Consider the following 11,833-nt stretch of genomic DNA (forward strand, 5'->3'; position numbering starts at 1 on the left):
CTACTCGCAGTCGCTGGCGGCGCAGGGCCGTACATCATCGCCGTCGACGCGGAAGCGCAGCAGCACCGGCTCGCCCTTGAGCACGCCGACGATCGCGTGATCGATCGTGACAGTGGCGACGCCGGTGCTGGTCGGTCGCAGGACGAAGCGCTGCTCGTGGCGGCCGCCCGCCGGGAGCTCGCCCTGCCAGCTCGCCGCGCCCTCGACGACGAAGCCCTCCGTTCGCACCGCCAGCTCCACCGCGCCGACGCTGCCGCTGCCGCCCGACTTCACCTCGACCAGCAGCGCCAGCGAGCGGTCCGCCGCGACCTCGTAGCGGAAGCGCAGGCCGAGCGTCGCCTCGCCGCGGCTCAGGTTCACGTCGTGACCCAGCGGCCGAGGCCCCGGGGGCGGCGGCGGCGAGTGGGCGCAGGACAGCGCGAGCAGGGCCGCGAGCAGGCAGGGGAGTCGCATGCCGGCAGGGTAGGGGCGGCGCGTCGGCGGGTCAACGCGGCGTCAGACCATCTGCTCGCGCACGAAGAACTCGTACCACGCGCGCACGACCGGCTCGATCGCCGTCGGCTCGTAGCCCAGCTGCGCGCGGGCCTTGCCGATGTCAGCGCGGCGCTGCATCGACAGCACGAGCACGGCGCCGGGGGTGAGGTGCTGCGGCACGTCGGGGAAGAACGCGGTCATCGCCCCGGAGACCGCCCGGGCCACGCCGGCCATCAGCTTCGGCGGCAGGGCGCGGGCCTTGCGGGGCTTGCCGGTGACCTCGGCGAACAGGTCCAGCATCTCGTCCATCGTCACGTAGCGGCTCGAGATCGTGTAGCGCTGACCCTTGCGGCCGCGCTCCATCGCCAGCACGTGGCCGCGGGCGAGGTCGTCGACGCCGACCGCCTCGTAGCCGCCGGGGATGTACGCCCGGAACTTGCCGCGGGCGTAGCTGAGGAGCGCGTTGCCGGTGCGCGAGGGCAGGAAGTCGTTGGGCCCGCACACGCCGGTGCTGATCGCGATCACGACGTCGAGGCCGTCGGCGATCGCCTTGAACGCCTCGATCTCGGCCAGCACCTTGGTGCGCGAGTAGGGCATCCAGTCGATGAAGGGGAAGAAGGGCAGCTCCTCGGCGCAGGGCCGCGACGGGTCGTCGGCGTGGAAGCCGACCGTGGAGAAGGAGCTCGTCAGGCACACCCGTGCCACCCCGGCCCGCAGCGCGGCCTGCATCACGTGCTGGGTGCCGAGCACGTTGATCTGCCACAGCTCGCGGGTCTGCTTCGCGGTCGGGCTCGTCACCGACACCTTGGCGCCGGTGTGATACACGCGGACGCAGCCGGTCACGGCGCGGCGGACCGCGTCGGCGTCGCGCAGGTCGCCCTCGCAGCGCTCGACCGGCAGGCCCTCGACGCCGCGGTTGTTGTGCTGCGGGTGGACCAGCACGCGCACGTCGACGCCAGCGGCGAGCAGGTGGCGCACGAGGTTGGCGCCGACGTGCCCGGCCGCGCCGGTGACGAGGGTCTTGCCCTGGGGGATCTGGGGGACGCTGTCCGGCATCGGGGGCGCACTCTACCCCGTGGTTGACCGCGCGCGCGCCGGCCCGCTACGGTCGTGTGCACATGCGCAGTGTCACGGTCGGCATCCTCGGGCTCGGCAACGTCGGTGCGGGCACGGTGCGGCTGCTGCACGAGCGGCGGGCCGCGATCGAGGCCCGGCTCGGCGCGGTGATCGAGGTGCGGCGGATCTGCGTGCGCGACCCGGGTCGGCGGCGGGCCGTGGACGTCGCGCCCGAGCTCATCACCGCCGACCCGCGGGCGCTGATCGCCGACCCGATGATCGACGTGGTGGTCGAGCTCATCGGCGGCGTCGAGCCGGCCTGCTCGTACATCCTCGCCGCGCTGCGGGCCGGCAAGCACGTGGTCACCGCCAACAAGGCGGTGCTCGCCGAGCGCGGGGCGGAGATCTTCGCCGCCGCCGCGGCGCACGGGCGGGCGGTCTACTTCGAGGGCTCGGTCGCCGGCGGGATCCCGGTGCTCCGCAGCCTGCGTGAGGGCCTCGCCAGCGACCGCATCGAGGCGGTCGCCGGCATCGTCAACGGCACCTCCAACTTCATCCTCGACGCCATGACCCGCAGCGGGGCCGACTTCGCCGAGGCGCTGCGCGGGGCCCAGGCGGCCGGCTACGCCGAGGCCGACCCGACGCTCGACGTCAGCGGCGGCGACGCGGCGCACAAGCTGGCGCTGCTGGCGATGGTCGCGTGGGGCGTGCGCGTGCACCCGACCGCGATCGCCGTCGAGGGCATCACCGGCGTGTCGGCGCAGGACATCCGCGCCGCTGGCGAGCTCGGCTATCTCATCAAGAGCCTGGCGATCGCGCACGACAGCGCCGCCGGGCCGTGCCTGCGCGTGCACCCGACCCTGGTCCCGCGGGGGCACGTGCTCGCCGGCGTGACCGGGGCTTACAACGCGGTGCTGGTCGAGTCGCGCGCGCTCGGCCGCAGTCTCTACTACGGTCGCGGCGCCGGCATGATGCCGACCGCGGTCGCGGTGGTCTCCGACATCCTCGAGCTGGCCCGCGACCTGGTCGCCGGCGTGGCCCCGCCGGTCGCGGCGGCGGTGCGCGACCTGCCGCCGCCGCGGGCTGATGGCGGGCCGACGACCTTCGAGTTGCTCGAGCACGAGAACTATCTGTGCGTGCAGGTGCCGAACCTGCCCGGCGTGCTCGGGCGGGTCGCGACTTGTCTCGGGCGCCACGGCGTCAGCATCTCGCGGATGGTCCAGGACCGGCCCGGCCGCGGCCCGGTGCCGATGATCATGCTCACCGAGTCGGTCAGCGAGCGGGCCATGCAGGCGGCGCTGGGCGAGCTCGCGAGCTCGCCCGACCTCGCGGCGCCGGCGACCCGCATCCGCGTGTTGCCGGCCTCGCTGGTGTGATCGGGCGCTCGACTGCGTGGGCCGGGATGCGTTATCCTGGGCGGGTCATGGCCTCGGAAGTTCGCGACGAGTGGCAGGCGGCGATCGACTTCGGCATCGACGTGACGCTGCTCGAGGAGAACCTGCGCCGCACACCCGCGGAGCGCTTCCGCCGGTTGAACGCCATCAACAAGATCCTGCACGAGGTCGAGATTCGCACGGTCCCGGAGGATGTGCGCGATCGACGGGCCGCCGAGGAACTGGTCGCCAAGTTCGGCGATCTCCTCAAGTACGCGGCGCCCTGAGCGGCCCGCTCACAGCAGGAGGATGCAGCCCCAGCCGCCGCCGCCGACCACGCAGCAGAAGTAGTCGGAGCCCATCGCGCAGCGGTCGTAGTAGGCCTTGGGCCACACGCGGAAGCTCGTCTCGTCGTCGCTGGGCAGGCTCTCGAGGGTCTCGTCGAACTGCTCCTCGCTCGCACAGCCGTGGTGTTGCCACAGCGTCTGCTCGTCGGGGTCGCGGACGGTGAGGGTGAGCGGCAGCTCGGGGCTCGTGCACGGGCGGGCCTCGGCGCCCTGGGGCAGCTCGAGCTCGTCGGCGACGGGCAGGTCGATCTCCACGGCTGGGGCGTCGCCGAGGCGCAGCTCGAGCTGCGGCAGGGCGTCCTCCGGGGCGTCACAGGCGGCGACGGTGAGGGTGGTGAGGGCGGCGAGGACGAGGAGGTTGAAGCGGGGCATGGTGTTTCTCGGGTGGGCGGCTCTTGGCGGGCCAGCGCGGCCTGCCTTCATCACCGGGACGAGGTGCCTTTCCGGGTGGCGCGAAGAATTTTTCGTGGCCGCCCGGAGCTCGCGGCACGCTCGCCAAAGCCGCGGTCTAACTCACTTGCCAGCGCCCACGCGGGTGCGCGCGAGCGCCCCGGCTCCGGTAGCCTCGCGGACGCGATGGCTCGCACGCCCCGGATGAACCGACCACCTGCCGCGGAGTTGCGGCACGCGCTGCGTCAGCGGGTCATCTACGCCGACACCGACCAGATGGGCTTCGTGTACCACGGCACGTACACGCGCTTCCTCGAGGCGGCGCGGGTCGAGCTGATGCGCTCGCTCGGGCACACCTACGCGGAGGCCGAGGCGCAGGGCTACGGCATGCCGCTGACCGACCTGGCGATCAGCTACATCGCGCCGGCCCGCTACGACGACCTGCTCTCGGTGCAGGTCGGCGTCGCCGAGATGAGCTTCGCGCGGCTGCGCTTCGGCTATCACGTCACCGTCGAGGCCGGCGACCGGGTCGGCCTGCAGGCGCCGCTGACGGTGCTCTACGCCGAGACCTGCCACTGTTGCATCCGCCTCGCCGACGGCCGGCCGACGCGCTTCCCTGACGACCTGCGAGCGACCTTGCTGGCGCTCGCGCCCCCCGAGCCCGAGTAGGAGACACGAACGATGGACCGCACCCTTGTCCTTGAGTACACGCGCGTGACGGAGGCCGCGGCGATCTCCGCCTCGGCGCAGATCGGCCGCGGCGACGGCATGTCGGCCGACGCGGCCGCGGTCAAGGCGATGCGCGCCGCCTTCGAGCGGGTGCCCGCCCGCGGCACGATCGTCATCGGCGAGGGCGAGCGCGACGAGGCGCCGATGCTGTTCATCGGCGAGAAGGTCGGCCCCAGCGACCCCAAGCTGCTCGAGGTCGACATCGCGGTCGACCCGCTCGAGGGCACCAACCTGTGCGCCAACGGTCTGCCTGGCGCGCTGGCCGTGCTGGCCGTGGCGCACAAGGGCCACCTGCTCAACGCGCCTGACACGTACATGGCGAAGATCGCGTGCGGTCCGGAGGGTCGGGGCAAGATCTCGCTCGACAAGTCCCCCCGGGACAACCTGTGGGCTTTGGCGGCCGCCAAGGGTCTGCGGCCCGACGAGCTCACGGTGGTGGTGCTCGACAGGCCGAGGCACGCGACGCTGATCCAGGAGCTGCGGGCCGCGGGCGCGAGGATCTTGCTGGTCACCGACGGCGACGTCGCGCCGGTGGTCGCGACCTGCATCCCGAAGAGCGGCATCGACATGGTGTACGGCATCGGCGGCGCGCCGGAGGGCGTGCTGGGGGCCGCCGCGGTGCACTGCATGGGCGGCGAGTTCCAGGGCAAGCTGCAGTTTCGCAACGACGACGAGCGGGCCCGGGCCATCGCCATGGGCATGAAGGACCCCGACCAGGTCCTCAACGTCCACGACCTCGTGCGCGGCGACGTGCTGTTCGTCGCCACCGGCGTCACCTCCGGCCCGCTGCTCAAGGGCGTGCGCCGGATCGGCAATCGGCTGCACCTCCAGAGCCTCGCGCTGCGCAGCACCACCGGGACGATCCGCTGGGTGAACACCGACGTCGACGCGCACCGCTACATCCACGAGTACGAGCACGCCTGAGCCGACCATGCCGCGCCTCACTCGCCTCAGCTCGCTGCTCGCGCTGCTCGTCCCCGCCTGCTTCGGCGAGGTGGTCGAGGGCACGGGCGCAGGTGGTGCAGCGGCAAGCACGGGCGGCGGCGCGGCGGCCAGCACGGGCGGCGAGACGACCAGCGCCGCGCCGACCACCGGCGGCACGAGCAGCGGCCCGGTCGTGACCAGCGGCGGCACCCGTGAGACGGGCGGTGAGCCGACCACCGACAGCACCGGTCACAGCAGCGGCGCGAGCACGGGCGGCGCGGCGATCTGCGGCGACGCGACCATCGATCCGGGCGAGCTGTGCGACGACGGCGACGCCGACCAGGCCGATGGTTGCACCACGCTGTGCCGCGCCCCGCGGAGCTGCCTCGAGCTGCTGATGCTGGCCCCCGGCACGGCGGACGAGTCCTACGACATCGACCCCGAGAGCGATGGCAGCACGATCAAGCTCTACTGCGACATGAGCGGCGGCGGCTGGACGCAGGTGTACTACGACGGCCTCGACGCGCCGCAGGGCTGGAGCGCGGGCCAGGTCTCGGTCTGCGGCGAGCTCGGCAACCTGCTCGGCGGGGCGGGCCAGTTTGGCATGGGGGCGGCGACCGAGAAGTCGATCGACCTCCAGCAGGTGCCGCACACCCAGCTGCGCCTGATCGCCGAGCTGGCGATCATCGACTCGTGGGACGACGAGGCGATCGTCGTCACGCTCGACGGCGACGAGCTCGCCAGCAAGTCCTGCAACTACACCGACCCGAACAGCTGCGCGCAGACCAAGGACCACTGCGGCAACATCCTGTGGAACGACGGCAACATCACGCTCGCGGGCGAGCGCGCCAACGCGGCCAACGCCGCCCTCGTCAAGTTCTCCGCCAGCCTCAGCGAGGACGCCAACAACGAGGCGTGGGGCCTCGACACCCTGTCTGTGTTCGTGAAGTGACACGCTCGCCGCGACCGCGATAAGCTCGCGCCCCGTGTCGCCCCGCGTCCGCATCGCCGCGCTCCTCACCTGTGTCAGCGCTGGCGCCCTCGCCCTGCTGCGCGCCGGCCCGCCCGCGCCGCGCCCCGCCGACGCCCCCGCGCACGAATTCTCGGCGCTGCGGGCCCACGCGCGCCTGGCCCTGTTGCTCGCCGACGAGGCGCCGCACCCGGTCGGGAGCGCCGCTGGCGTCGCGTTGCGCGGGCGTCTGGTCGCGCAGCTGCGCGAGCTCGGGCTCAGCCCCGAGGAGCTACCGGCCTTCTCCTGCTCCGAGTACGGCAGCTGCGCGCCGGTCGTCAACGTGCTCGTGCGCGTGCCGGGGCAGGAGCCGGGGCCGGCGCTGCTGTTGGCCTCGCACTACGACTCGGTGCCTGCGGGTCCGGGCGCGGCCGACGACGGTCACGGCGTCGCGTTGATGCTCGAGCTGCTGCGCGCCGTGCTGGCCGACGGGGCCCCGCGGCGGCCCTTGCTGGCGGTGTTCACCGACGGCGAGGAGGCCGGCCTGCTCGGCGCGCGGGCCTTCGCCCTGCACCCGGCCTTCGCCGAGGTCGGCGCCGTCATCAACCTCGAGGCGCGGGGCACCGGCGGGGCGGCGCGGATGTTCGAGACCAGCGACGGCAACGCCGCGCTGATCGCCGCCTACGCGGCCGGGGCTGCGCGGCCGAGCGCCCACTCGCTGTCCTACGAGGTCTACCGCCGCCTGGGCAACGACACCGACCTCTCGGTGTTCAAGCGGGCCGGCGCGCAGGGCCTCGGCTTCGCCTTCATCGGCGGCGTCCGTCGCTATCACACGCCGCAGGACGACCTCGCCCACCTCGACCTCGGCTCGCTGCAACAGCAAGGCGACGCGGCCCTCGGCACGACGCGGGCCCTGCTCGCCGCCGGCATCACGCCCCCGGCCGGCAACGCCACCTACGCCGACCTGTTCGGCCTGTTCCTGCTGCGCTGGCCGGCCAGCCTCGACCTCGTGCTCGCCGGGCTGGCCCTGCTGTTGACGGTGGGCGCCGCCTGGCGCGGCGCACGATCTGTCCCTGGGGACAGGTCATCGGCGAGCGGCGCGGCTGTCCCTGGGGACAGGTCATCGGCGAGCGGCGCGGCTGTCCCTGGGGACAGGTCATCGGCGAGCGGCGCGGCTGTCCCTGGGGACAGGTCATCGGCGAGCGGCGAGGCTGTCCCTGGGGACAGGTTGCGCCCGCGGGCGCTGCTCGCCGCGGCCGGGTCGGCGCTGCTGCTCGGGCCGCTGCTCGGCGCGGGCGGGGCCTACGCGGCGCTGTGGCTGGTGGGGGTCGCCAGCCAGCCGGTCCCGCTGTGGCCTGGGTCGCCGACGATCGCCCTGCTCGCGGCCGCGGCGGGGGCCAGCGTCGGCGCCGTGTTCGGGCTCGCCTGGGTCGCCGACCGCGTCGGCGCGCGGGCGCAGGCGCTCGGCGTGTGGCTCGTGTGGTCGCTGCTGGCGATCGTCGCCGCGGCGCTCATGCCGGGCGCGAGCGTGCTGTTCATCGGCCCCGCGCTGCTGGCAGGGCTCGCCTTGGTCTGCGGGCGCGACGGCCTCGCCAGCGGCCTCGGCGGCGCAATGGCCTGGGCCCTGTGGGTGCCGCTGATCCCCGCGCTGGTCGACGCCCTCGGGGTCAACGCGTGGCTGATCGGCGCGCTGGTCGGATGGACCTGGGGCGCGGTCGCGGCGACCCTGATCCGCGTCCGCTCGCTGCTTGTCTCCGGGCTCGCCTGCGCCGCCGCGGTCGCCGGCCTGCTCGCGGTCCGGGCCCCGCCCTTCGACCTCGACGCCCCCGGCAAGCTCAACATCCTCCACGTGCAGGACCTCGACGAGGGCGCGGCCCGCTTCGTGCTCGACACGCCCGACGGCGTGCCCAAGGACCTGTCCCCGGGGACAGCCTGGCAGGAGGGCCCCTCGCTGCCGTGGAGCACGCGCGCGCTGAGCTTCACCCCGGCGCCGGCCGAGGCCGCGGAGGGGCCGAGCTTCACGGCGACCGGCAGCGAGGCGCGCGGCGAGCTGCGGCGGGTCACCGGCACGCTGCGGGCCCGGCCCGGCGCGCGCTCGCTGTATCTGGTGATCCCCGCGGGCGCGCTCGTCTCGCTGGAGATCGGCGGGCGCAAGCTCGACCCGGAGCAGCTGCGTCGCGGCCCGGACGACGCGCGGGTCGTCGTGATCCACGGGCCGCCGGGCGACGGCGTGCCGATGGTCGCCGAGCTCCGCGGCGCCGCGGCGTGGACGATCGCCGACGCGCTGACCGGCACGCCGGCCTCGGCCGCCGCCCTGGTGGCCGCGCGCCCGCCCGAGCGCGTGCCCTACCAGCAGGGCGACCTGCGCGTCTTCCTGCGGAAGATCACTCCGTGATGTCCCAGATCCGCCTCGCCACGCTCGCCGACATCCCGCGTCTGTCGGAGATCCGCCTCGCGGTCCGCGAGAATCAGCTCAGCAACCCCGGCCGCATCACCGTCGCCGACTACGAGGATTACGTCGCGGGCCGCGGGCGCAGCTGGGTCGCCGAGGACGACGGCGTCATCGTCGGCTTCGCCGCGGCCGACGGCGAGAACCAGACGATCTGGGCCCTGTTCGTCGACCCGGCGCACGAGCGCCGTGGCCACGGTCGGCGCCTGCTCACGGCGGCCCTGCAATGGCTGTGGTCCCGCGGCGCCGTCGTCGTCGCGCTCAGCACCGGGCCCCGCACCCGCGCCGAGAGCTTCTATCGCGCCGGCGGCTGGCGGGTCACGAGCGTCAGCCCGCACGGCGAGCTGCAGCTCGAGCTGCGCCGCGACGGGTGAGCCGGCGCCCGCGCCCGGGACCGCGCCGCGCGTTCGTGTGCGTACAAGTGAGCGGTTGCCGGGCCGGCGCTTCCGGGCGACGCTCGCCGCGGAGGCAGCAACCCCGTGGCCGCAGCGACGACGACGATCGAGGTCGGCGAGAGGAGCATCGTGCTCACCAGCCAGAGCAAGAAGATGTTCCCCGACGATGGCATCACCAAGGGGGAGCTGGTGGATTATTACCTCGAGGTCGCGCCGTGGATGCTGCCCCACGTCGCCGGGCGGCCGCTCACCCTGCAGTGTTATCCGGCCGGCATCGGCGGGCACAAGTTCTACCAGAAGAACACTGGCGAGCACTTCCCGGAGTGGATGGCGCGGACGACGATGCTGAGCAAGGACGAGGGCGAGACGACCTACGCGCTGGCCGACGAGGCGGCGACCCTGGTGTACCTCGCCAACCAGAACTGCATCACCTTCCACGTGTGCTCGGCGCGGGTGCCCCGGCTCGATCGCCCGGACCTGCTGATCCTCGACCTCGACCCGTCGGACAGCGACTTCGAGAAGGTCCGCCAGGGCGCCCAGGCGCTGCGACCGATGCTGACCGAGGCCGGCCTGGTGCCGTATGTGAAGACCTCGGGTTCGCGGGGATTGCACGTGGTCGCGCCGATCGTGCCCGGCGACGATCACGACGCGGTCCGCCACTTCGCCCGCAATATCGCCGAGCGCCTGTGTCGCCTCGAGCCCGAGCTGTTCACCGTCGAGATGAGCAAGAAGCGCCGTGGCACCCGCGTGTTCGTCGACTATCTGCGCAACGGCATGGCCCAGACCGTCGCCGCGCCCTACACCGTGCGCGGCCTGCCGGGCGCACCGGTGGCGACGCCGCTGCGCTGGGAGGAGCTCGAGGACCCGGCGCTGCACGCCCGCAGCCACACCCTGCGCACCGTCCGCGACCGCCTGGCCCGCCACGGCGACCCCTGGCAGCACATGCAGCGCGACGCCCGGCCGCTGGCGGATTGATCACAGGTCCGCGGTGCTCGCCCGGCGACCCGCGGCAGCACATGCGGCCGCTGGCGGATTGATCACAGATCCGCGGTGCTCGCCCCGGCGCTGTGCAGCAGCTCGCGGTACCAGCTCGCCGTCGCCGCCGCGCGGCCGGGCAGGGCCACGCTGCCCCACACCAGCGACAGCGTGCGCGTGGTGTCGGCGTTCGTCTTGGTCCGCTGCGAGTCCTTGACCGGCCCGGCGCACGGCCCCTGCGCGTCGCAAAGCGACAGCAGGCCGCCGACCGCGATCTCCTGGCCCGAGCGATTGAACACATAGGCGAAGCCCGCGGGCGCCAGCTCGACGCGCAGCGGCGGGACCACGAGCGCCAGGTCGACGACGCTGATCGGCAGGCCGCTGTGCAGCGAGGCGACGTTGCAGGCGTCGACCGCCGCGTTGATCGCCTGCAGGCCCTCGCTCGCCGCCTTGATTAAATACTCGGAGGCCGGCTTGCTGCGCCCGGTCGGTTTAAATGAGCCGCCGTGGCGCAGCAGGTCGCGCACCGCGGCCCGCACGCCGTCGTCGCTGCGCAGCGGGGCGTCGGCGAATTCCAGCGCGAGCCCGGCGAGCAGCGTCGGCGGCGACGGGCACTCGCCGAGCGGGCGCGGGAAGGTGGCGACGAACGCGACGAGCTCGAGCAGCGGGTGGGGGGCGACGGTCAGCATGGTCGTTTGGCTCATGACGCCCTCATGACGCCAGTTCGGTGAGCGGCCGCAGGCGGGCCAGCGATTCGCGGTCGGAGACGACGTAGATATATTCGGTGTTGCGCAGGTGGTCGACCTTGCCGACCTTCTCGCCGCGCGGGTTGAAGATGCCGATCTGCGCGCCGACGTAGCGCTTGAAGTCGTGGGCCAGCACCAGCACCTCGCCGCGCGCGCCCAGCATCGCCTCCATCTCGTCGCGGCCGATGTGGCCCTCGTCGCTGAACGAGACCACCAGGTGCCGCGCCCGCACCCCGGCGATCAGCGCCCGCATCGCCGCCGCCGCGCCGACCCGCGAGTTGAAGGCGCTGGTGCGCTCGCGACAGTCGACCCGCTTGCACGCGACGCCGTAGGTCGCCGGCTTGTCCCACAACACCAGCGACTCCCAGATGTGATAGTTGCCGAGGTACTTGTGCTGATTGTAGGGCGGGTCGAGGTAGGCGAGGTCAGCCTCGATCTCGGCGGCGGCCGCGAGCGCGTCGAGCTGGTGCGCCGAGCCCTTGCCGGCGGCGGCCTGCGGCAACAGCTCGGGCAGGCGCAGCTCGAGCTCGTTGTGCGCCCGCGCGGCCCACTGCTTGAGGTAAGCCATCTGCACGCCGGTGGTCGAGTCGACGCGGTCGGCGGCCTCCATCAGCGCGACCATCAGCACCGCCTCGAGCTCCGGCGCCAGCCCCCTGGCGGCGATCGCCTCGCGGATCGCGTCGATGCGCGCGCCGTTCCTCGGCTGGAAGAAGCGGCTGCGCTCGCAGAAAGTCTCGGTGAAGTAGCCAGCCGCCGGCGGCAGTCGGTTGAGCTCGGCGATCAGCCGCCCGGCGTCGGCTTCCAGCGCCTCGCGGTCGGCCTGCACGTAGCAGCGGGCCAGGGTCGCCGCGTAGGCGTTGTGATCGTTGGCGTGCACGCGCAGCCCGGCCCGCTTGAGCGCGTGGCCGACGCGAGATGTCCCCGAGAACAGGTCGAGCGCCGATCGCGGCGCGAGCCCGCAGATCAGCGCGACCAGCCGCGGGATCAGGGTGCGCTTGGAGCCGAGATACTTGATCATCGCGGAGG

At 73.3% G+C, this 11,833-nt stretch carries 13 protein-coding genes; 8 read left to right on the forward strand and 5 right to left on the reverse strand.

Features of this window, described 5'->3' with window-relative positions:
• On the reverse strand, positions 1-453 hold the full coding sequence (locus tag IPJ59_RS09705) for a hypothetical protein (RefSeq protein ID WP_293271004.1): 453 nt from the start codon (positions 451-453) through the stop codon (positions 1-3).
• 42 nt (positions 454-495) lie between these two features.
• Complete coding sequence (locus IPJ59_RS09710) at positions 496-1,530, reverse strand: NAD-dependent epimerase/dehydratase family protein (RefSeq protein WP_293271006.1); 1,035 nt, start codon at positions 1,528-1,530, stop codon at positions 496-498.
• A 62-nt stretch (positions 1,531-1,592) separates the two neighbouring features.
• On the opposite strand from IPJ59_RS09710, the gene IPJ59_RS09715 reads away from it, so the two are divergent.
• On the forward strand, positions 1,593-2,906 hold the full coding sequence (locus tag IPJ59_RS09715; RefSeq protein WP_293271008.1) for a homoserine dehydrogenase: 1,314 nt from the start codon (positions 1,593-1,595) through the stop codon (positions 2,904-2,906).
• A gap of 47 nt (positions 2,907-2,953) precedes the next feature.
• Entirely contained in the window at positions 2,954-3,190 is a 237-nt protein-coding gene (locus tag IPJ59_RS09720) for a hypothetical protein (RefSeq protein ID WP_293271010.1), read from the forward strand.
• A gap of 9 nt (positions 3,191-3,199) precedes the next feature.
• Here IPJ59_RS09720 and IPJ59_RS09725 read toward each other — a convergent pair whose 3' ends face one another.
• Positions 3,200-3,622 carry a hypothetical protein gene (locus IPJ59_RS09725; protein WP_293271012.1) on the reverse strand — a complete coding sequence of 141 codons (423 nt, stop codon included), beginning with the start codon at positions 3,620-3,622 and terminating at the stop codon, positions 3,200-3,202.
• Between the two features lie 204 nt (positions 3,623-3,826).
• On the opposite strand from IPJ59_RS09725, the gene IPJ59_RS09730 reads away from it, so the two are divergent.
• The 6 genes from IPJ59_RS09730 to ligD all read left to right on the forward strand — a co-directional run bounded on the left by IPJ59_RS09730 (position 3,827) and on the right by ligD (position 10,061).
• Positions 3,827-4,309 (forward strand): acyl-CoA thioesterase, encoded by a 483-nt coding sequence (locus tag IPJ59_RS09730; protein WP_293259128.1) that lies wholly within the window; start codon positions 3,827-3,829, stop codon positions 4,307-4,309.
• Between the two features lie 12 nt (positions 4,310-4,321).
• Positions 4,322-5,293 (forward strand): class II fructose-bisphosphatase, encoded by a 972-nt coding sequence (gene glpX / locus IPJ59_RS09735; protein ID WP_293271015.1) that lies wholly within the window; start codon positions 4,322-4,324, stop codon positions 5,291-5,293.
• A gap of 7 nt (positions 5,294-5,300) precedes the next feature.
• Positions 5,301-6,245 carry a fibrinogen-like YCDxxxxGGGW domain-containing protein gene (locus tag IPJ59_RS09740; RefSeq protein ID WP_293271017.1) on the forward strand — a complete coding sequence of 315 codons (945 nt, stop codon included), beginning with the start codon at positions 5,301-5,303 and terminating at the stop codon, positions 6,243-6,245.
• Positions 6,246-6,279: 34 nt separating this feature from the next.
• Positions 6,280-8,637, forward strand: a complete 2,358-nt coding sequence (locus tag IPJ59_RS09745; protein ID WP_293271019.1) for a M20/M25/M40 family metallo-hydrolase — start codon at positions 6,280-6,282, stop codon at positions 8,635-8,637.
• Complete coding sequence (locus IPJ59_RS09750; RefSeq protein WP_293259120.1) at positions 8,637-9,065, forward strand: GNAT family N-acetyltransferase; 429 nt, start codon at positions 8,637-8,639, stop codon at positions 9,063-9,065. The genes IPJ59_RS09745 and IPJ59_RS09750 overlap by 1 nt, the downstream gene beginning before the upstream one ends.
• A 105-nt stretch (positions 9,066-9,170) precedes the next feature.
• On the forward strand, positions 9,171-10,061 hold the full coding sequence (gene ligD, locus IPJ59_RS09755) for a non-homologous end-joining DNA ligase (protein ID WP_293259118.1): 891 nt from the start codon (positions 9,171-9,173) through the stop codon (positions 10,059-10,061).
• A 62-nt stretch (positions 10,062-10,123) separates the two neighbouring features.
• Here the strand turns inward: ligD and IPJ59_RS09760 are convergent, their stop codons facing one another.
• A complete protein-coding gene (locus IPJ59_RS09760) occupies positions 10,124-10,750 on the reverse strand; it encodes a phenylalanine--tRNA ligase beta subunit-related protein (RefSeq protein WP_366524576.1) in 627 nt (208 codons plus the stop codon).
• Between the two features lie 22 nt (positions 10,751-10,772).
• A complete protein-coding gene (locus IPJ59_RS09765) occupies positions 10,773-11,825 on the reverse strand; it encodes a DNA adenine methylase (RefSeq protein WP_293271023.1) in 1,053 nt (350 codons plus the stop codon).
• Between the last annotated feature and the right edge of the window lie 8 nt (positions 11,826-11,833).

Source organism: Nannocystis sp. (assembly GCF_016714285.1).
In the GTDB taxonomy this organism is placed as follows: Bacteria; Myxococcota_A; Polyangia; order Nannocystales; family Nannocystaceae; genus Nannocystis.